This window comes from Nostoc sp. FACHB-110 (assembly GCF_014697425.1).
In the GTDB taxonomy this organism is placed as follows: Bacteria; Cyanobacteriota; Cyanobacteriia; order Cyanobacteriales; family Nostocaceae; genus Nostoc_B.
The window spans coordinates 186,920-208,263 of sequence record NZ_JACJRU010000009.1; the positions used below are offsets into that span (position 1 = coordinate 186,920).

Genomic DNA, 21,344 nt, shown 5'->3' on the forward strand with positions numbered 1-21,344 from the left:
TTTGACTTTTGACTTTTGCCTATTCCCATCGAATAGTTGAGACATCAAACAAGCTTGCTATATTTTTTTTGTAGCTCCCAACATTTGAAAAATTTTCTCGGCATTATCTAAATTACCAACAATGCGCCGGATGGGTTGAGGCCAGACTTTGACGAGGGTGGGAGTGGCTGAAACTTGATCGATTTCTGCTTGTTCTGGATGAGTTAGCACATCAATTACTTTGAGAGTGTAAGGATAACCTAGCGATCGCTCTAATAATTCATGTAAATTTTGGAGTATCTTTTCTGTATTGGCACTATGGCCTGCCACAAATAAGCGCAGAACATAACCTTGGGTTTTTTGTGGTGCTGTTTGTATGGCTCTAACTGGTGGATGATATTTTGGTGCTTTTTCTGAAAGGTCTAAGTTAATTACTAAATCATGATCTTCCCAAAGCTGGGGAAATGTAGAGCGATAAGTTGCCAATACCATGCGATCGCATAATCCATCTTGCCACGGAGCCGCTTGCCACACCAAATCACCCGCGTTAAAAATCGCATTTAACAAAGCTTGATGTTGCAGAACCGCAGGATAAGCTTCCGCAAAAGTTCTAATTTGCTGGCTATGGGGATCTAGCCAATGGTCAATGGTTGCTGTGTAACAGGGAACTAAAAAGTGCGGTGGTTCTGGTAAATCGAGAATTTCTTGTAAAGCCGCGCACAAATGCAAATGCCATCGACCCTGTTTAATCGGGTCGATGCAATAAATTAAATCTCCGCCAGGAGTAAATAAGGCTATGCCTTTAAAAATTTTAGGTAATACAAGTTTATCTGTAGTCAAGCTAGTTACAGGGGTTGGGGAACTCAAAGGTAAAAAGTAGAGGCGCGTTACTTTTTACCTGTTACTGTAATTAAACTCGTCCTCGGAGAAACTGGGCCATTTCGTTAGGAGTTGGTGACATTTCTAAAGCTGTTTCTTCAGTAATGCGACCTTCTTGATAGAGGTTGAGCAGAGATTGATTCATCGTAATCATGCCATCGAAACTGGCTTGCTTCATCAATTCGGTAATTTCATCATATTTACCGTCTTTGACCCATTCTTTAACCGCCTCAGTATTGATTAGAATATCGTGGAACGCGGCTCGTTTACCATCAGTCGTACGACATAACCCTTGAGCAATCACCGCCACTAAAGATTCTGCCAAGGCGACGCGCATAGCATCCTGTTCTTCTCCAGAATATAAATTGAGAATCCGCTCAATGGTTTTCACCGCACTGTTAGTGTGCAAGGTTCCCATGACCAAGTGACCTGTTTGCGCGGCTTTCAAGGCGGTGTTGACGGTTTCTTTATCCCGCATTTCCCCCACCAGAATCAAATCTGGGTCTTCCCGCAAGGCAGCTTTTAAAGCGTTATCAAATTTGCGAGTGTGCATTCCCACTTCTCGCTGTTTTACTAACGACTTGCGGCTTTGGTGAACAAATTCCACGGGGTCTTCAATGGTGATGATGTGCTTGGCCATTTCCCGATTAATATAGTCAATCATCGCCGCCATTGTTGTTGATTTACCAGAACCAGTGGGGCCAGTAACTAAGATTAAGCCTTTGTGGTAGTGGCAGATGTCTCGAAAAACTGAAGGTAATCTCAGCTGTTCCATTGACAAGATTTTCAAGGGAATCAACCGCAGTACCATTGCATGACCTTTCATTGAGCCAAAAACATTGATCCGCACACGCGCGAACTCATATTGAGTTGCACCGTCAAACTCTAAATGTTCTTCAAATCTCTGAATTTCGGCTTCTGTCATCACCTCGCGCAACCAACTCATGAAAGTTTCATGATTTGTTTCTGGATGCTCAGTTGGTTGAATTTCGCCACGGTTGCGGTAACGGGGTACTTCACCTACACCTAAGTGAATATCAGAATAACCTTTATCAAATGCTTCTTTAATAATTTCTGCCAAAGTCATACCGGAAGGATTGCTTTTAGCCGAAGCCATTTGTGGTGAAGTTCCCGGACGATTTGCAACGGGAGGAGGAGGTGTCGGTTGAGTAGCACTCCGATGAACAGACATATCCAAAGTTTGTGTATGCTGCCGCTGAGTCATTAAAGATGGTGGAGGTGGCGGCATTGGAGGTACATTCCGAGGAGCTGCTGGATTAGGATTGGCAGGATGCTGTGTTTCTGTCATATATCTTTAAATTTGCTCAGTTATCAAGTTGAATCCGCAGAAAATCTCTCTTGTTGGTTCTCAAGGTCGGCAGAAAGCGGGATTGTTGGTCTTTCTTAATTGCAAAAACCAATGTAATATTTCGTTACATAAAAATTGACGATTAGTATATTTTTTTATATCATCTCGAAAACTCTGACTAGTTTACAAAATACTTAACCCTATATAGACTGGTTTAACACACTATAGGCTTGGAAAACCTTCAGAAAAATCACTTATAAATAAAAGTATTATAAATAACATACATATTTTTCTTAACGGTTTCTTCAAAATATATGAGAAATTCTTTCGGAGAAACCGAACAATTTACTAGCAATTAACAGCCAAATCAGCAGCAGGTATTTTTTTCAGCCACAACCATGAATTATGAGAGACTCCCTATGTTTGTATAAGAAATATTAAGGGGATCAATTTTAGAAGCCGAAAACATCCTGGACAAGCTCATCAAATAAGGCTTCTACTCCTAGAGGCAGATGGCAGAAACTGTTTACATACCTAGAAATACACCGAACTTTACATTCATCATTAGAAAAAATTATCTGTAAAGTTAAGTAACTAAATGCTCATTTTTCAAAGACCTTTTTATATACTGGAATTCACTGAAACAATCAGTTGATTCGCCAACAGCGGTATCTAACTGAAATTACATTTATTGCTGTGTACTAGGAGGAAAAGTCATGGTTTCGGCTCAAAGCTCTAATCTCGGAAAGACCTACTCCTTTATGATGATTAAAAGCTTCTTGATATGGACTTTCACATTGGCAGTATGCTTGTTAGTTGTCGGTTTTCCGTTGGTTGTGTTGATGGCTACGGTGGGATGTCTGTTGTCGATTGTTTTACAATCTGTCATGCCTGTTAGTGCGGTTTTATTAGTAGGCGGTGGGTTAATTTTGTTCAATATTTTAGCAGTGGCGATCGCAGCTGCTGTACTCACCTTTAAAGGTGTACATCCCAGTCAAATTAAGTGGTTAAGTTGGCTGCATGGTGAATCAGAGCAATTACAGCAAACTACTGTATATGCTTCTTGTCCTTTAACTTGTGACATCAAAGTATAACTATTTCGCTAAACACGACAAACAATGCATCTGCCCGGTTCAACCGGGTTTTTTCATGTTTATTAAAGGGAATAGAGAAGGGAAATACAGGACTTTCATACCTCCTTGTATGGGTTTTGTCATTTGTCATTTATAGCGATTGAGCATTTACTATTGACAAATGACTAATAACAAATGACAAATGACTAATAAAAAGCGAGTTGGCATTATCTTAGGTACGCGTCCAGAGGCGATTAAACTAGCACCTGTGATTCAGGTTTTCCAGCAGTCTCCTGAATTTGAGTTGCAAGTAATTTTAACTGGGCAGCATCGTGAAATGGTTGAACAAGTGATGCAACTGTTTAACCTCAAAGCCGATGATGACTTGGAGATTATGCAGCCGAAACAATCTTTAAGTGATATTACTTGCCGCAGCTTGCGCGGACTAGAAGAGTTATTTCAAAAAAGTAAACCAGATTTAGTGATTGTCCAAGGAGATACAACCACAGCTTTTGCCGCAGCTTTGGCAGCTTTTTATCAAAAAATTCCTGTGGGTCATGTCGAAGCCGGGTTAAGAACAGATAATATTTACAATCCTTATCCAGAAGAAGCAAATCGCAGGTTAATTTCGCAAATTACGCAACTGCATTTTGCACCAACAACTTTGGCGGTGGAGAATTTGCAACGTTCTGGGGTGTTGGGTGAAATTCACTTGACGGGGAATACAGTGATTGATGCACTGTTGAATGTGGCGGCGAGTCAGCCAGCTTGTAATGTTCCGGGGTTGAATTGGAGTGAATATCGCGTGTTGTTATCCACAGTTCACCGCCGGGAAAATTGGGGAGAACCATTACAAGCGATCGCTCAAGGTTTTCTGCAAATATTAGATAAGTTTCCTGATACTGCTTTGGTATTACCACTGCATCGCAACCCCACAGTTAGGGAACCATTGCAAGCATTATTAGGGCAACATCCGCGCGTATTTTTGACTGAACCTTTAGATTATGCCGAATTAGTGGGTGCAATTGGGCGATCGCATTTTTTATTAACTGATTCTGGTGGTTTGCAAGAAGAAGCACCAAGTTTAGGTAAACCAGTATTAGTTTTGCGAGAAACCACAGAACGTCCTGAAGCTGTAACGGCGGGTACAGCTAAATTAGTCGGGACTGAAAGCGAAAGTATTTTGGCGGCGGCGGCTGATTTGTTGAGTAACCCGGCGGCTTATGATGCAATGGCTAATGCAATTAATCCTTTCGGTGATGGTTATGCTGCTGAGAGGATTTTGCAAATTGTCAAGAATTATTTGGGAGTGGGTTGATCAAAATTAGTGTTTTTGGGCTTTGCATAGTCGAATGATGCACAGCCCAATTTTTTATCTCGCGCAAAGGCGCAAAGACGCAAAGAGAAATGCATTGGTAGCGGGTGAGATTACACAGGATGACTAATAATTTAGTTTAAATTGTTTGATTTGCTTGTAACCAGTTGTGTAAGTCAGCGATCGCACTAAAATCTAATAAAGCCTCGCTCAGTGCTTCTAATTGTTCTAAAGAAAGACTTTGAACTTGTTGACGAACTTCGTCGGATAAATTGCCCACCCGTCTTTGCAGTTGTCTTAAGACAAGAGTTTGTGTTTGTTCCTCTTTTCCTCGCTCGTAGCCAATGCGCTCGCCTGTGGTGATGTAAGGCATAGTAAGCTCCTGCTCGAATAACTTAAAGTCTTGCCAAAATTCTGCTTCTAATGCTTTTGGTAAAATCATAACCCAATCGATAAAACGATAGAGGTTACGAATGTCTCTTTCTTCTAGCCCTTGTTCGTAGAGTCGCCGAATTAAGCTGAATTTCCAATTTTTCCGTTCTCCTAGCTGTTTGCTGGTTTGCTGCATTTTTAAATGTGCCATGACAACTGTCGCAAAAGGATTGTCGCTGGCTTCTAATTCTGCCCAGTGATTTTGATAGTCCAGCAATTTGACAGTGCCGAATTGAAAAACCAGACTGCAATCAGGATAATTGTAACTGTATTGATTCGGTCTCCAAGTAGAGTCAGCGTCACATAAAATTGCTAGGCTGATGGCTGGTTTAGCAAATTTATCAAAAATTCGCAGGTTGTACGAAAACATTCTTTCGGCGAAGTTATCTTCTGGTTTTGCCTGAATTTCGACATGAATTAACAGCCAAACTTCTTCCCCGTCAATTTGCCAAACTTTGACTAACTTATCTGCGTATCTTCTTCCAAGTTCGGCTTCGCGGGCGATTTGTTGAAATTCCTTGTCGAGAAATTCGTGGGGACGTTCCCAATTAATTAATGCGGATGTTTGGGGAAAGAAAAACCGCATCGCTTGGGGAAAGTATGCTTCTAAAATTTCTTTCCACGGCGAATCATTATCGGCTCTTTGGAGTTCCTCAGTCATTGTCTTTTAGAGAATAATTAAACGCAGATAAACGCAGATGAAAAACAAAACTCTCTGTGTTCCTCTGCGTTTAACTCTGCGCTACTTTGCGTTTAAACTTACTGATTTAAAACTAACTCTGGCTGTGCTGCTGCTTCCTCTGGATCGGGTAAGCCATACATGGAACGATACAGCTTATCGTACTGCTTGGCAGAGCGATACCAGCTAAAGTCTTGATTCATACCGCGTTTTTGTAGTTCCTTCCATTGGGGTTTGAAACGAAAACCTTCCCAAGCGCGAATCATACAGGTAAACAAATCCAATGGTTCGTAGCGGTCGAAGCAATAACCTGTACCAGCTTCGTTGATGGGGTCGTGGTGGGATACGGTGTCAACTAATCCCCCGGTGCGGCGGACGATGGGAACAGAACCGTAGCGCATTGCCATCATTTGGCTGATACCGCAGGGTTCAAAGCGGCTAGGCATTAAAAAGGCATCAGTACCAGCATAAATCCGGCGGGATAGGGCATCGTTATACAAAAGGTAAGTCGCCATACGTCCGGGGTAGCGGGATGCTAATTGCCACATTTGAGTTTCATAATAGCGATCGCCTGTCCCTAACAACACAAATTGGGCATCTGTATAAGCCATGAAGCGGTCTAAAATTTGGATGACCAAATCCAAGCCTTTCTGCTCGACTAATCGGCTCACCATCCCAATTAAAAAGGCTTGAGAGTTGACCTCTAACCCCATTTCTTCTTGTAGAGCAACTTTGTTTTTCTTACGCTGATCTAAAGTGTCTGGCGTGAATGTCTGTACAATATATTTATCATCGACTGGGTTGTAAACCTCAGTATCTATACCGTTGACAATCCCTGATAGCTTCCCACTGATAAATGACAGCAAACCTTCGATAGTTTCACCATAGGCAGGTGTTTTGATTTGTTCGGCATAAGTTGGGGAAACGGTATTTACCCTGTCAGCAAACTGCACTGCTGCTGCCATTGTGTTGTGTCCTTGCATATACCAGGGACACCAAGTAATTTTCTCTAGATACCAACGCCACGGCCCTTGATAAGCCAGGTTATGAATCGTAAACACCGTGGTGATATCTGGAGATTGGTTCATCCACACGGGAATCATCCCTGTATGCCAGTCGTGACAGTGGATAATGTCTGGCTTCCAATAATTCCAGCAGAACTCAGCCGCTCCATTGGCAAAGAAGGTGAACCGCCAATCTTCGTCTTCTCCCGAATAGATGCGGCGCGGGTCAAAAGCAGGATGTCCAAATAAATACAAAGGCACATCTGTACCAGGCAGCACACTTTCATAAACTGCAAAGTCCTGAAACATGGCATATCCCCACCAAATCGGGTCTTTGGGGATTTCCATTTTGTCTGGTAAAAACCCGTAGTAAGGCAGGAATATGCGGACATCATGCCCCATTTCTCTTAAGACTTTAGGTAATGCTCCTACAACATCACCCATTCCTCCTACTTTCGCAACGGGAGCTGCTTCTGCTGCAACGAATAGAATCCGCATGGTCTTTGTTGTTTCCCCGGTTCTGCCTATATTTTCAAAAGTCTGAAGTATGAAGTCTGAAGTATAAAGGTACTTTAATTAAGGAATGGTAGAAATGTCGGCAACAATGTACCGATTTTTGCTCCTTTATCCTTTACACTTCATCCTTTGAACTCAATTCTTATCTAACCACATCTGTTTGCCAGTATCCTAAGAACCTCGTTGGATTTCAGCAAAGATTTGCTCAAGAATTTCTTTTGCACCTTGTTCCCGCAGAAGGTTAGCTAATTCTGTCCCCAATGCTTCGGCGTTGTTGGCTGAACCTGTGACTGTATCTTTGACGATGTTTTGTCCATCTACGCTGGCAACTACACCTGTTAATGTTAAATTGCCATCCTGAATTTCTGTATTTACACCGATAGGTACTTGACAACCACCTTCCAAGTCACGTAAGAATGCTCTTTCTGCTAAACAACGATCGCGTGTTTCGGGATGTTCAATGGCTTTGAGTAAAGATATCAAATCTTGGTCATCAGCCCTGCATTCTATCCCTAATGCACCTTGTCCGACAGCGTGAAGGGAAATTTCTTTGGGGATAATTTGATGAACGCGATCGCCCATACCCAAGCGTTGTAAACCAGCTGCTGCTAAAATCAGGGCATCGTATTCGCCAGCATCGAGTTTGGCCAACCGGGTATTTAAGTTACCGCGCACATCTTTAAAGGTGAAGTGGGGAAAGCGATTGCGTAATTGCGCTAACCGTCGCAGTGAGGATGTGCCAATGACTGCACCTTCTGGCAAAGTATCAATTTGCTTGTCTTTATACTTTTCATGCACAACTAAGGCATCGGCGGGGTTTTCCCGTTCGGTAATTGCCGCTAAGGTTAAGCCTTCTGGTAAATTAGTCGGCAGATCCTTGAGGGAATGAACCGCAAAGTCAATTTCTTGGTTGATCATTCCCAGTTCGAGTTCTTTTGTAAATAGTCCTTTATCGCCAATCTTCGCCAACGCTACATCCAGGATTTTGTCGCCTTGGGTAGACATGGTGTGGACTTCAAAATTGATATCTGGGAAACTTTTTTGTAATTGCTCTCTTACCCAGTATGTTTGAACTAGAGCAAGTTGACTTTTACGAGAACCAATACGAATCGTGCGGGTTGCACTCTTAACAACTGAAGTCATAATAACTGTATGTCAAACCAGGCGATACATTCACTTTCATCTAGACTACCGCAGTGAGTGACTTCCCGCATTGCGATCGCTTAATTAACGATAATTTTATTTTTGTTTGCTTTACAATTTTTTACTTTAATTTTAATTACTTAACAAGGTGTAGGGAATAGCTTGATAACTTCTCTAGACAGTGCTACAGCAGGTTTAATAATCGCTATTTTCGATATCAACAAGTAATTGTTGAGTACGCTGTTTTGTAACTTCTTCTAAGCAGCCAGAATAAATAGCAGGAGCAATAGTTCCGCCTTCGTATTGGCTTCTTTCAAACTCGCAATTAGCATCACGAAACTGAATCCATGCTACTTGTGCAGCAAGTAATTTTTGTTGTCTAGATTTTGACAACTTGGGTAATAGTTTTTTATAAGCTTGGTTCAATTTTTTATCAGCATCTTGATATGACAACTGAGCGCAAATATTAATTTCTGATTGAGTTTGAGCGTTGTTACAGTTGAGTTTCTGGACTAAATATGTGTTAGTCGGTTGGGGATTTGCCAGAGTTACCGTACTGCTAACAACTAAGGTACTGACGAATAAAGGTAAAAACAGACGCATGGTAGCATTCCTGAGCTAAGTAAGTGTCAATCTAATCTAACCGAATAAATAAAATTTCTACCCCTGGTATATTCGCAAACCTGTCGCTAGAGGGAAGTGAAGCTTTTCTAGAAATGGTAGGAATAGTTTGGTATGTTAGCGATCGCAGCTTAATATTTTACTTTTATGAATCGTTCCGCTTGTCTTATCTTTAATCCAGTTGCGGGTCAAGGCGACCCTGAACAAGAACTGATAGAGATTAGAGCCTTATTAGAACCAGCAATTGAACTAGATATTCAATTTACAACTGAAGAAATTGGCGCGGATGCACTTGCTTATGCTGCGGTTGAGCGCGGAGTTAATGAAATAATTGCTTCTGGCGGAGATGGTACACTTTCAGCCGCCGCCGCCGCCGCCATTAATACTAATATTCCTTTTGGGATAATTTCGCGGGGAACAGCTAACGCCTTTGCTACAGCTTTAGGGATTCCTGACACAATTGAAGCCGCCTGCCAAACAATTTTACAAGGAACCACCCGCAATATAGACGTAGCTTATTGCAACGATCGCCCAATGATTTTGCTAGCAGGTATTGGGTTTGAAGCAGAAACAGTAGAAAAAGCCAACCGCGAAGCTAAAAATCGCTTTGGTATAATTGCTTACATCTTGGCGGGGATTCAGCAGCTCAGAGAATTGCAGAGTTTTGATGTCGAAATTGAAACAGACGACAAGATAATTAAAACCACCGCCGCCGCTGTCACCGTGGCTAACGCTGCACCACCGACTTCTGTGTTGGCGCAAGGGCCAGCAGGGATTATTTATAATGATGGACTGCTAGATTTAACCATAGTCGCACCCGTGAATACAGCAGGCGCGATCGCCGCTACCTATCATCTGTTTCAAAGTGCTTCTGCGGGTAATGCAGCCGAAAGAGATGATATTGGTTATCTGCGCGCCAAACAATTCAAAATTACCACCGACCCCGCACAAAAAGTTGTCTTAGATGGCGAACTAGTTGGGACAACCCCAATTGAAGTTAAATGCGTACCAGAAGGCTTAAAAGTTTTTGTACCAGCAGCAGAAGAAGTGGAACTCGCCGAAAAACTCGATGGACTGCCTAATTTGGTAATTGAGTTGAAGCATCCAAAAGAGGGTGAGGAGGACACAGAAGAATTCAAGGAGTAAAGCATTTTGAAGCTTGTTTCCGATCCGGCAATTGCCAAAAAAATTCAGAAGATGAACCAGCGAGTCTGCTGGCAAAATCCCTCCATCAAAAAGCGTGGCATTGACCAAACTAGGTTCGTGCTTGATGATGGTCAAGCTGATGATGTGGAATTCTCATTTTTGGTTGTAGGAGATAGCGGTTCCGGTAGACATGGCGGACAAAATCCGCAACGGCAGGTAGCTGAACTGGCATTACCTCATCTAGATGACTGCCGTTTTATGCTGCATACAGGCGATGTCATCTATTTAGTGGGGTCGAGTGAGTATTATCAGCAAAACTTTATTCAGCCTTATAAAGAGTATCTATTAGGCGGTGAACATCCCAAAAAGATTGCTTACAATAACATGACTTTCCGCGTACCGATTTTGCCTGTACCGGGAAATCACGATTATTACGACTTGCCGATTGTCTTTAGCTTGCTATCAATGACAACATTACCAATTCGGCGGTTATTGCGATCGCGCTTAGATTTAGATGTCGGTTTACATGGTTCCGGGACAGGCGATGCTTACGCCAAGGCATTTCTCGATTATCTCAGTGCCTTTACCTTCCCTGGAGATTTAGACCGACATTTAGACATTCACTACACAGCCAAAACCGATACAGGCCGTTGTTTATCCTATCAGCCAGGAAACTTTACCAGTCTGCCTAATCGCTATTACACCTTTCGTTATGGTGGGATTGACTTCTTTGCTTTAGATTCCAATACATTTAACGACCCCCCACCATTGCCAGAAACCGCAGAAGGCGACGCAAAACGCAGGAGTTTAGAACAACGCCGTCAAGAATATGAACAGGAAAAGCAGCAAATCCTGGAAAAATCAAGCAAGTTGAATCCTGATAACCCTAATGAAGCCGAAGATTTAGATGATTTATACGTAAAGCTGTCGCAAATAGAAGAACTGATTGTTGATATTGACAAACAATTAGCACCGCAACAAACAACCCACACTGATGTAGAACAGTTGGAATGGCTAAAACAGAGATTAATTCAATCGTGGCAGAACTCAGACGTGCGCGGACGCGTCGTTTATTTTCATCATCCTCCCTACGTTACCGAAGCGACCAAATGGCAACAAGGACAAACACTGGCAATTCGCAGCCGCTTGCGAGAAGTATTCAACGCAGTGGCAGATACAGTAGGTGAATTAAAGAAAGACCGTTCTGTAGTAGATTTAGTGTTAAACGGCCATGCCCACTGCCTAGAACATCTGCAAACATATAACACCGGACACGCAGATTCATCTATCAACTGGATTGTGTGTGGTGGAAGTGGGTTTAGTTTGCGCCGCCAGCGAATTGAAGGTGCTGATTTAGTCGAAGAAAATAGATTAATAGCGCGATCGCACCTGTTCGTCGGTCGTAACGGCCACAGTTCCCAAAAACGCCGTCCTTACTCATGTCTGCGAATTGATGTCACAGGCGAACAACACCCTAAATTTACTGTCCGTCCCTTAGTTGCAGAATGGTATCAACGCCAGTGGCATAATCATAATTTAGAGCCTTTTACTATTTGATATTAACCTCCCATAAAAACTCTTCTTTCTTCCTTTGTGTTCTTTGCGCCCTTTGCGGTTCGTTTCAAAAATCTATGTAATCCAATGATGAGATGAGGCTAATTTCTCTCAGTTTAAAACTACCTCTTCTGGAAGCCTACATTACCCCCTAAGAAAGTGATAGTTAAAGAAATTGATAACTAGCGTAGAAAGTAACCAGTTACTTTAACAATAACTGGCATTTAATGAGCATGAGTGAGAAAATACTATGCTTCAAATTGTCGATAATTTTTTAGGATGGCATTGGCTGAGTGGTGGATTAGCAGCCATAGCCGAAGTACAGGAAGTATTAACCCCAGAACAAGTATCAGTTGTCTTCTCCGGCCCTAAATTTTTAGTTGCATTGTTAGCTGGTGTCTTCATGGCATTTGCTTTTCAACTATTATTAACTAACTTTTCCATTGCCGCCGGAATTTCTTATTTAGGCAGTGATTCATCTTCTAACGATGACTCAGAAAGTCTCGGTGAAACGATTCGCAAAGTCGAAAACCAAGTCGGAATTTGGGCATTAATAACTTCTAGTATTGCATTATTTACCGCTTGTTTCTTCGCCGTAAAACTGAGCTTAATTGATAGTGCATTTTTAGGAGCTATTATTGGCGTAGTTATTTGGTCTGCATACTTTTTCCTAGTAGTATGGTTTGGTTCTTCTACAGTCGGTTCATTAATCGGTTCTATTGCCAGCACAGCTAATTCTGGCTTTAAAGCACTGATGGGAACTGCCACAAATGCTATTAGTTCAAATGTGGCAAAACAACAGATAGTTTCGACAGCAGAAGATATTACAGCCGCAGTCCGACGAGAATTAACTTCTGGTTTTGATGTTAGTAGTATTCAAAATACGCTGCAAAGTTCTTTGAATAATCTGCAAAGACCACAACTAGATTTTGATGATATCCGCAACCAATTTGGTAAAATTTTCAGCGATATCGATTGGAAATCTATTCCTGATAGTGATTTAACGCAAAATTTTAATCGGCAAACCTTTGTTGATTTAATTAGCGATCGCACAGATTTTTCTAAAGCTGATGTCAATAAAATTGCTGACCAATTAGAAGGTGCTTGGCAGCAAACTTTAGCTAAACGCAATCCAGCACAGCAAGTAATTAACTTACTGACATCCGCTACACCTGAAGAATTGCAATCCGATGAATTAGGCGATCGCTTGCAAGAATTAGTAACTGTAGGCGGTAACGGTAACGGCAGCAACGGCATAATGAAACAAGCCATTCAATCTGGTTTTAGTGCCGCTTTACCAATAGTTTTAGAAAGAGTAAATACCTCTAATATAGATGTGAACAAAATCACCAATCAGTTACAAAAGCTGAAAGATAAAGTTCAGGATCTAGATATTGAGGGTATTACTCACCAAATTCAAGAAACTATTGAAAAAACTACCAAATCAACAGGTGGTTCATCAAACTCTAATTACCGTCAAGATATCGAAGCTTACATTCAAAATTCCTTACCTTGGCACTTTAACCGCATCACAATTAAAGATGAATTCCGCGATGTCATCTATGACCCGCAAGCAGATGCGGCAACTATGCGCCGGGAATTAGAGGGATTTAACCAAGAAGAATTTGCTAATTTACTCATCCGCCGCAGTGATATTAGCGAAGTCAGAGTCAAAGAAATTTCGCAACAAATGGAAGAAATTCGCCAAGAAGTTTTAGAAACTTTGCAACAGGCGGAAGTTAAAGATAAAAGTCAAGATTTGCGGAACTTAATTGAAAATTATCTACGTTCCACTGATAAACAAGAACTGAATAATGAAGCGGTTGAGCGAGATTTTTCTAAACTACTGACAGAATTAAACGCTGATTTTGCAGATTTAACTGAACGTTTACAGGGATTTGACCGCGACATCTTTTTACAAGTATTGTTGCAGCGTCAAGACTTCAGCGAAGAAGAAGCGAATAATCTGCTGAATCAACTCGAAAGCGTCCGGGATTCTGTTTTAGGGAAATTAGAAGAACAAGCCAAAAACCAAACAGAAGAATTACGGCAAAGAGTAGAAGATTATCTCCGCAATACTAATAAGGAAGAACTCAATCCTGAAGGTATTAGCCGTGATTTCAGCACCTTACTGCAAGACCCCCAAACTGGGTTTAACTTGTTGCGTCAGCGTTTATCACAGTTTGACCGCGAAACTTTAGTTAGTCTGCTTTCTCAGCGTCAAGATTTGAACGAGGATGAAATTAATCAAACTCTCGATCAACTTGAAGCAGTTAGAGATAACATCTTGCAAACCCCGCAAGCTATAGCCGATAAAGCTAAAGAACAGTACGAACAAACCACAACTGCGATCGCAGATTATCTCCGCAACACAAACCTCGAAGAACTCAACCCTGAAGGTATTCGCAGTGATTTAGAAAAATTGCTAGTTGATCCCCAAGCAGGATTTTCTGCAATCCGCGATCGTCTCTCGCAAATTGACCGCGAAACCTTAGTTAAACTCGTCAGTCAACGCCAAGACTTAAGCGAAGAACAAGTCGAAGGGCTAATTGACCAAGCGCAAGATGCAATTCGAGATATTATCAAAGCACCGCGCCGCTTGGCAAAACGTGGTATTCAGCGAGTTGTCGATTTTGAAGCGAACCTAGAAGATTATCTGCGTAACGCCAATAAAGAGGAACTCAACCCAGACAGCATTAAGCGCGACTTACAACTGCTGCTGCGAGATCCCCGCGCTGGAATTGGTAATTTAAGCGATCGCTTTTCTCAAGTTGACCGTTCCACAATTGTGGCGTTACTATCCCAACGTGAGGATATTTCCGAAGACGAAGTTAATCGCATCGCCGATCAAATAATTTCGGCGCGTGACTCGATTGTTCGCCAATTCCAACAGATTCAACAAGGCGTGCAATCTGCAACCCAGCGAGTTACAGGTAGAATTCGCAACTATCTCAACTCCCTGAATCTTCCTGAACTCAATTATGAAGACATCAAACATGATTTTGCGAAATTGTTTGATGACCCCCAAGCCGGATTTGATGCCTTGCGCGATCGCCTAAGTGAATTCGACCGTGATACCTTAGTTGGCATCCTCAGTTCTCGTCAAGATATTTCTGAGGAAGACGCTAACCGAATTATCAACCAAATCGAAGCCGCACGCGATAGCGTCCTAGAACGTGCTGAACGCATTCAGCAAATCACCAAAGAACGCTTGCAAAGCATCAAAGAACAAACTAAAAAACAAGCCGAAGAAACCAGAAAAACCGTTGCTAACGCCGCTTGGTGGCTATTTGGTACAGCACTCACCTCACTTGTAGCAAGTGCGATCGCTGGTGCTATAGCCGTCACTGGTATCACAATTTCTGCGATCGGTTAGTTAATTAATACTAGGACTTACACAAAAACTCTCTAAAACTCTCATTTCTCCGTGAACTCTGCGCCTCTGCGGTAGCCTGCGGCAAGCCGCTATCGCGTCTACGTTATTCCCTGACTCGTGCGTAAGTCCTGTACTTGTAACCACAAACTTCCAGCCATCACCCAACAGATTACCAAAATTACTCTGTGTCTGGGTGATGGCTTCTTCATAAAAACTCTTACTCTCTCTGCGCCTGGAGCGTGAAACAAAATCCATACCATTTAAAATAAGGTTAGCCAACTTAGAGTTTAGAAGAAATTCTATGATGAACTTACAAGAACTTATTGATTCTATTAATAGTTTGCCTACAGAAGAACAAGACTATTTATTTGAATTTCTGCTTAAGAAAAAAGAAGAATCTAGAGGCGATAAATTTTGGCAGGAATTACAAAATTTTAGAAACATCATCCAAAGCGAAGATATCATCTTTACTGATGAGGATTTTACTGACTTACGAGATAAGAGTGTAGGTAGAGAAATTGATTTATGAGTTTGAGATTCTTACTTGACACTAATATACTCTCAGAACCAGCACGTCCTATTCCTAATGCCAATGTTTTACATCAACTAGATATTCATAAATTAGAAATCGCTGTTTCTACCGTAGCTGTTCATGAACTTCTATATGGTTGTTTGCGGTTGCCAGATTCTAAGCGGCGAGATTCACTTCGTAATTACATTTATGAGTCAGTATTAAACTTACCAGTCTTTGATTATGATTTAAAGGCGGCACAATGGCACGCCCAAGAAAGAGTTAGATTATCCCAGATTGGCAAAACAGCAGCTTTTGTAGATGGTCAAATTGCAAGTATCGCTTTCTGTAATAATCTAATTTTAGTCACTAATAACGTTTCTGATTTTGAGTTTTTTAACGGTTTAACCATTGATAATTGGTTTGTTAAAAAAGGTGAAATCTGAATATGCGGAATTAACTATTTTTAATTTGCTTCCCAATATTTGTTAACTAAAAGTGAATCTATTTCAAAATCAAATTGCCAAGTATCAGGAAACTCTGTTTGTTTATATTCCACAGCAACAATGTCTAAAGCATCAGTATAGACTTCGGGAAATATTTGTGTAAGATAAGGTTTTAAACTTGGTGAGTCTTTCAATAAACCTTTTAATTGTTTGCGTTGTTCTACAATAGTTACTTCCCAACCGTTGAAATTTTCTGGACTATTAACATACATCCGCTTGAGAATATGAGCTATCAAAACTAGGAGGCGATTTCTCATTTCCCTTCTTTCGCTCTTTCCCAAACTTTCAATTTCCTCAATTAAATTATCAAAGTCCAGATTGTCTACATCTTTCGCCTTAAGTTGAGCTACAGTTCTTTCACACCAAGCTACAAAATCACTTTCATACAAAATTTCAGTTCTTTGTATATTTTGTGTCATCATTATTCCTCCTAAAGTGCTTTTAAAATAGTCGGGATGAAAACACATTACATAACTATAGTTTAATGTAGGCTGTAAAATGCAGTATTGGTGTGATTAAAACTGTGTTTTTACCTATAAATTTGGCTTGTCTATATGGGAACTCTAAATTAGAAAACAATACTGGAGATTAAGGTTAATGTCGAGGAGTCCTGTAAGTGCAACGTTGACTGCTAAAGATAGAGATTCTTTGTTACAAGCAATTACCACCATTAAAGAAAAGCTACCATTTTTAATTGACTTGAGTAACGAAGAGCGAAAAGCCTTACCCAAGATGGGAGATAAAAGCCGCGCCTTTGTTAGTAAAGCATTAGAAGTGGCGACACAGAACCCAGAGTTTTTACCACGTTCTTTTGACTTAGAAGAGATGCGAAAAGATGTGCAATTATTTGAAGCATTGTATCCATTACTGTTAGCTTTGACCCAATTACAAGAACTGGTTGATGATACTTCTTTAGCGGTGGGTAGTGAAGCTTATGCAGCCGCCTTACAAATATATAACTATGCTAAAGCCAGTGAACAAACCGGAGGATTAGATACAGTAGTTGAGGAAATGGGGCAAAGATTCGCCCGTAAACCCCGGAAAGCAAAGTCTCAAGCAGCAGCGTTGTAGAAAATATCTCGACAGTTGCACTTCAGAAGTACAATTTTAAAGCTCAGAACTCGAATGTTGGAGTAAATTGCTCGGCGTTCCGAGGTCTGAGCTTGATTTTTTAAGTAATTTACTCGACGTTTCGAGTTCTGAACAGCAAGGTTTGAGTAAAAAGCTCGGCGTTCCGAGTTCAAAGCTTGAAGGGTGAAGTTAAGAATGCGATCGCAGCAGTATTTTATACAAAAAAGCTCATTACTAGGCTTTACAAATGAGAACTCGACCGACTCCCATATAGTTTTCCAAATCGAACCAAATCTTGGCGAAGAAGACTATTTATTCAGATCCAACAGGGTTGTTATGCTTTGTTGCTATTTCTGATTTCGCGTATTAAGTCCATTTTTGTCAATTCTTCATAACTATCTATTGAATGCAAAAAACCAACATTCTTACTATGGGATTTTTCTATTAAATCTATGAAAAAATTAATATTATTCAATTGCTTTTCAGACAATGCAACAAAATCATTTGCGATTTTCTCTCTTGAACTTGTGTTTATATAATTAGTAAGTTTCCCAATTAAACCAACAAAAATGTCTGATGCCTGAATAAGTAAGTGACTGGATGAATCAACAAAGTAATAGTTGTGAACTTCTTGATTACCATCAATTATATTGTAGTTTGCAAGTATTTTCGAGATAGCCACTTCATTATCGAAAATATGATTTGAATTCTTGAATAAATAAATAGGTCTTATATAGAATTGGGAAAAGTCTTGAATCAAAATATGGTCTTCTTCGTCCATTATAAATGGAAGTGAGTTATTTTTGTTTGCTTCTTTGAGTATTTGTCTGAGAGATTCCAGTCCAAAATGAAATTCTTCTGTTTCAATATATTTATTGAATATGAAAATTAATGCTTCAATAAATTCCAAAACGGCTTCTTTTTTAATATTAGGATAATCAAAATTATAAAACAGTTCTATTACCGAATTAATTTCGAGTTTTGCAAGCTTATATAGGTCATTTTTTAGATAATTCCAGAAGCTTGGATGTAACTGGATTGCTACTTCTGAGTTCAGAATTGCAGAATCAACAATATCGACAATAGACCAGTAAAGAATATTTAAACTTGAATAATGAATGTAAAACTCATTTTCGTTTAAATATTTCAAGAAATAATTCAATTTGTCAGATTTCAAACATTCAATAAAATCCCCTTTAGCAATATGCTTAAGTTTTACTTCTTTAATATTGCTTTGCAAATTAAGCTTATCAAATAAAGGTTTAATGTCAGGTGTCATCCCTTCGTAAACTAAGCCACCTAAAACGAAGTTTGCAGCAAAAGAGCTATTAAAATCAATTTCTCTCAAATAGAATTTTCTAATATTATTAGTTTCGTCATAGTAAAAAGTAAAGGAACTGTCAAAGTCTGCTGTCGGTGCAAACATTTTTATCATTCTTCTAATATCGCTAATATCGAAATATATCATTTGCCTTTTCTTCCCATATTACGCATAACTATTTATTATGCCGAAATTTTTCGTATATCAACCTAAGTGATTTAACTAGAAAAATATGATTTTGGATAGGTTGGGTGGAGCAAAACGAAACCCAACACTAATATCCATGAGATATCCAAATTAAACAATTTTTTTTGATCCCGATGCTCCTCCTCTTTGGGAACTGGTAGCTGAAATTTCTGTTCAAGTCCTTGATTAATAATGACAACAACTACCAGCTGAATTAGCTAGAAGATTTGATTACTACCAAAAATCGCCTTCCGAACACTATCATTCAACCTCAGAACTCGAAAGTTCCACTTCAGAACACAAACTGCCGACCTCATAAAACCAACATCCGAGCAAAAAGCTCGAAACTTCGCCTTCCGAACTCGAAGTTTCACCTTCAGAACTCCACCGTTGCACCTCTGAACTTAAAAGTTCGACTTCAAAACCTGAAACTTCGCCTTCCGAACTCGAACATTTTACTTCCGAGGTCAAAGTGTCGAGCAAAAAACTCCGAATGTGAGTTACAAGAGATATAACTTACTGGCAAAAGGGTTAGACAATGAGTGAAACTCAAACCCAGTTACCTACAAACACATGGATTTCTGCTTCTTGGCAAGAATATTTACAAACACTCACTGAACTACAGAGTGATCAGGCAAAAAGTTATTATTACAAAGAACACATGAGGCTGGAAATGCCACCAGTTAGTTTTGATCATGGTCAAGACCATGTAATAATTATATTTGCGATAACTCTATTTGCAACTTTAAAAGGAATCCCAGCTACAGGTTTAGATACTACCACCTTTCGTAAGACAGGAATTCAAGACTGTCAGCCTGATGTAGCATATTACCTCAGAGAACGCGCCCAAACTATACCATCTGGTACAGGAATTGTGAACCTTGAGCGCTATCCTGTACCAGATTTAGTGATTGAGATTGCGAAAACATCCTTACTTGATGACTTAGGAACAAAACGCTCACTGTACGAAGAATTAGGCGTTGCTGAATATTGGGTAGTTGATGTGCAGAATGCCCAAATTATCGCCTACACCATAGCAGACCAAGGTAGTAAACGTATTCAAGAATCACAAGTTTTGCCAGGACTGCTCATCGCAATTTTAGAAGAAGCTTTACGCCGTAGCCGTGAAACCAGTCAATCTGAAGTTTGCGCTTGGTTACTCGGCCAGTTTCAGCAACAAGCTTGAAACTTCGCCTTCCGAACTCGAACATTGAACTCCAGATGTCAAAATGCCGAGCAGAACGCTCAAAGTTTCTGCACACTTTCTTGACCTGTGACTAAAATCACTCAAAAACTAGACCTGCATCACTGCTCCTCAAGTCCGTGTAACTTAGCCTTTGGGTGTTGATAATTTATACTTACTAACTTTATAAGCTTTATCTATTTATTAGCAGGTGTGGGGGTTCCAATTATGCTGGAAAAACTCTTACTAGCAACTATTCTAACATTTGCTCTGAGCTTAATTGCCGAGATGGGTTGGTCTTCGCCAACTCGTACAAGTAACGAAGTTAATATTGATAACTCAGGCAAGTTAGCTGTTACGCAATTTTATCAGTAATCTAGGCATCTACTGAGGGCAATCTGCTCAAAGTCTTCATATCATAGGCTGAAGTATAAATTTATAGCCTATTTTTGGGTTTTGAGCAGTAAATAAATATTGCAAAACTTAAGTATGAAAAGCCACATTTTAGCAACAGCGATATTTCTAAGCGCCCTCAGTCTCAGTCATACTGCCCAAGCAGCAAATTCTGAACATATACACAAGTTATTATCAACTAAACAATGTCAGAACTGTGACTTAACTGGTGCAGGTTTAGTTATGGCTGATTTATCGGGAGCCAATTTAAGCGGTGCAAATCTCGCTGGGGCAAATCTCAGTCGCGCCAATTTAGCTGGTGCTGATTTGCGGGGTGCAAATTTAAGTAGTGCGGGATTATTTGGTGCTAATTTAACCGAAGCTAAGTTAAATGGAGCAAATCTGGCTGGTGCAGATTTAAGAAATAGTTATTTAGGCAATGCAGAATTTACCAGTGCTTACCTAAGTGGGACTAACTTTCAAGGTGCAATGGGCATACCTTTACAAATTGCCACACCAGAAGAATTTTATGCTTGGGGAATAGCAGAAGGACAAAAAGGCAACCATCAACAAGCAATTAAGTATTTTGATCAAGCGATCGCAGCTAAACCAGAATACGCTGGAGCTTACCTAGCCCGTGGTGTAGCTCGTTACCAAATTTTTGATCGTCAAGGTGCTATGGAAGATGCTCAAATAGCCGAAAAGCTATTTAATACTCAACAAAATGGCACAGGAACCCAAACAGCCCAAGCTTTTATCAAAGAACTGCAAACACCTTATCAAGAAAATGTCACTCAAGGCAAAGGGAGCTTTTTTGATTTTGTCGGCAGTCTTGGCTCAGTATTATTACAATTTCTACCTTTTTAAAATAGTAGAGACGCGAAATTTTGCGTCTCTACTATTGACAATTGACAATTGACTCTCAACTAATGACTCTATCTAACCAATTGTGGGCAGCAAATCAAGATTTAGCGCAGGCTTGTCTACAACATCCTTTTGTGCAAGGCATAGCTGACCAAAAGAAGGGGATACAAGCCTCGCCCTTCTAGGGCGAATTTTGATTCTTAATATACGATTTCAAGACTTCAATCGGCGCTCCTCCCACAGAGCAAGCAAAGTAAGAAGGACTCCAGAGATGTTCTGCGTG

20 protein-coding genes and 1 pseudogene are annotated in these 21,344 nt (G+C 40.4%); 12 read left to right on the forward strand and 9 right to left on the reverse strand.

Features of this window, described 5'->3' with window-relative positions:
- Positions 1-57 precede the first annotated feature (57 nt).
- Positions 58-819, reverse strand: coding sequence for a circadian clock KaiB family protein (locus tag H6G69_RS11820; protein WP_190686367.1), 762 nt, complete (start codon positions 817-819; stop codon positions 58-60).
- A 70-nt stretch (positions 820-889) separates the two neighbouring features.
- Positions 890-2,167, reverse strand: coding sequence for a type IV pilus twitching motility protein PilT (locus tag H6G69_RS11825; RefSeq protein ID WP_190686370.1), 1,278 nt, complete (start codon positions 2,165-2,167; stop codon positions 890-892).
- A gap of 716 nt (positions 2,168-2,883) precedes the next feature.
- Here H6G69_RS11825 and H6G69_RS11830 point away from each other — a divergent pair.
- A complete protein-coding gene (locus H6G69_RS11830) occupies positions 2,884-3,261 on the forward strand; it encodes a hypothetical protein (protein WP_190686373.1) in 378 nt (125 codons plus the stop codon).
- Between the two features lie 181 nt (positions 3,262-3,442).
- Complete coding sequence (wecB, locus tag H6G69_RS11835; RefSeq protein ID WP_190686376.1) at positions 3,443-4,558, forward strand: non-hydrolyzing UDP-N-acetylglucosamine 2-epimerase; 1,116 nt, start codon at positions 3,443-3,445, stop codon at positions 4,556-4,558.
- A 136-nt stretch (positions 4,559-4,694) separates the two neighbouring features.
- On the opposite strand, the gene H6G69_RS11840 is transcribed toward wecB, so the two are convergent.
- The 4 genes from H6G69_RS11840 to H6G69_RS11855 form a co-directional block, all read right to left on the reverse strand.
- Complete coding sequence (locus tag H6G69_RS11840; RefSeq protein WP_190686378.1) at positions 4,695-5,648, reverse strand: DUF4351 domain-containing protein; 954 nt, start codon at positions 5,646-5,648, stop codon at positions 4,695-4,697.
- A gap of 98 nt (positions 5,649-5,746) precedes the next feature.
- Positions 5,747-7,168 carry a glycogen synthase GlgA gene (gene glgA / locus H6G69_RS11845; RefSeq protein WP_190686381.1) on the reverse strand — a complete coding sequence of 474 codons (1,422 nt, stop codon included), beginning with the start codon at positions 7,166-7,168 and terminating at the stop codon, positions 5,747-5,749.
- 189 nt (positions 7,169-7,357) lie between these two features.
- On the reverse strand, positions 7,358-8,329 hold the full coding sequence (gene hemC, locus H6G69_RS11850; protein ID WP_190686383.1) for a hydroxymethylbilane synthase: 972 nt from the start codon (positions 8,327-8,329) through the stop codon (positions 7,358-7,360).
- Positions 8,330-8,524: 195 nt separating this feature from the next.
- The gene (locus H6G69_RS11855; protein ID WP_190686386.1) at positions 8,525-8,932 is read right to left on the reverse strand and encodes a lysozyme inhibitor LprI family protein; all 408 of its coding nucleotides are present in this window, start codon (positions 8,930-8,932) and stop codon (positions 8,525-8,527) included.
- A gap of 165 nt (positions 8,933-9,097) precedes the next feature.
- On the opposite strand from H6G69_RS11855, the gene H6G69_RS11860 reads away from it, so the two are divergent.
- The 5 genes from H6G69_RS11860 (at position 9,098) to H6G69_RS11880 (ending at position 15,983) form a co-directional block, all read left to right on the forward strand.
- A complete protein-coding gene (locus tag H6G69_RS11860; RefSeq protein ID WP_190686403.1) occupies positions 9,098-10,096 on the forward strand; it encodes a YegS/Rv2252/BmrU family lipid kinase in 999 nt (332 codons plus the stop codon).
- A gap of 6 nt (positions 10,097-10,102) precedes the next feature.
- Positions 10,103-11,653, forward strand: a complete 1,551-nt coding sequence (locus tag H6G69_RS11865) for a metallophosphoesterase (RefSeq protein WP_190686406.1) — start codon at positions 10,103-10,105, stop codon at positions 11,651-11,653.
- Positions 11,654-11,900: 247 nt separating this feature from the next.
- Positions 11,901-15,026 (forward strand): MFS transporter, encoded by a 3,126-nt coding sequence (locus H6G69_RS11870; RefSeq protein ID WP_190686409.1) that lies wholly within the window; start codon positions 11,901-11,903, stop codon positions 15,024-15,026.
- A 301-nt stretch (positions 15,027-15,327) separates the two neighbouring features.
- The gene (locus tag H6G69_RS11875) at positions 15,328-15,555 is read left to right on the forward strand and encodes a hypothetical protein (protein ID WP_242072042.1); all 228 of its coding nucleotides are present in this window, start codon (positions 15,328-15,330) and stop codon (positions 15,553-15,555) included.
- Positions 15,552-15,983, forward strand: a complete 432-nt coding sequence (locus H6G69_RS11880) for a type II toxin-antitoxin system VapC family toxin (protein WP_190686412.1) — start codon at positions 15,552-15,554, stop codon at positions 15,981-15,983. The genes H6G69_RS11875 and H6G69_RS11880 overlap by 4 nt, the downstream gene beginning before the upstream one ends.
- 20 nt (positions 15,984-16,003) lie before the next feature.
- Here H6G69_RS11880 and H6G69_RS11885 read toward each other — a convergent pair whose 3' ends face one another.
- Positions 16,004-16,462, reverse strand: a complete 459-nt coding sequence (locus H6G69_RS11885; RefSeq protein WP_190686415.1) for a DUF29 domain-containing protein — start codon at positions 16,460-16,462, stop codon at positions 16,004-16,006.
- A 178-nt stretch (positions 16,463-16,640) separates the two neighbouring features.
- On the opposite strand from H6G69_RS11885, the gene H6G69_RS11890 reads away from it, so the two are divergent.
- A complete protein-coding gene (locus tag H6G69_RS11890; RefSeq protein ID WP_190686418.1) occupies positions 16,641-17,114 on the forward strand; it encodes a hypothetical protein in 474 nt (157 codons plus the stop codon).
- A 334-nt stretch (positions 17,115-17,448) separates the two neighbouring features.
- Here the strand turns inward: H6G69_RS11890 and H6G69_RS11895 are convergent, their stop codons facing one another.
- The gene (locus tag H6G69_RS11895; protein WP_190686421.1) at positions 17,449-18,540 is read right to left on the reverse strand and encodes a DUF3800 domain-containing protein; all 1,092 of its coding nucleotides are present in this window, start codon (positions 18,538-18,540) and stop codon (positions 17,449-17,451) included.
- A gap of 619 nt (positions 18,541-19,159) precedes the next feature.
- Here H6G69_RS11895 and H6G69_RS11900 point away from each other — a divergent pair.
- The 4 genes and pseudogenes from H6G69_RS11900 to H6G69_RS11915 all read left to right on the forward strand — a co-directional run.
- Positions 19,160-19,807 carry a Uma2 family endonuclease gene (locus H6G69_RS11900; protein ID WP_190686422.1) on the forward strand — a complete coding sequence of 216 codons (648 nt, stop codon included), beginning with the start codon at positions 19,160-19,162 and terminating at the stop codon, positions 19,805-19,807.
- 225 nt (positions 19,808-20,032) lie between these two features.
- Complete coding sequence (locus H6G69_RS11905) at positions 20,033-20,179, forward strand: hypothetical protein (RefSeq protein ID WP_190686425.1); 147 nt, start codon at positions 20,033-20,035, stop codon at positions 20,177-20,179.
- Positions 20,180-20,293: 114 nt separating this feature from the next.
- Complete coding sequence (locus tag H6G69_RS11910) at positions 20,294-21,064, forward strand: pentapeptide repeat-containing protein (protein WP_190686428.1); 771 nt, start codon at positions 20,294-20,296, stop codon at positions 21,062-21,064.
- 62 nt (positions 21,065-21,126) lie between these two features.
- Positions 21,127-21,213: pseudogene (locus H6G69_RS11915) on the forward strand (TenA family protein); the annotation flags it as partial.
- A gap of 29 nt (positions 21,214-21,242) precedes the next feature.
- On the opposite strand, the gene H6G69_RS11920 reads toward H6G69_RS11915, so the two are convergent.
- The coding region (locus H6G69_RS11920) for a transposase (RefSeq protein ID WP_190686431.1) at positions 21,243-21,344 on the reverse strand (102 nt) is incomplete at its 5' end.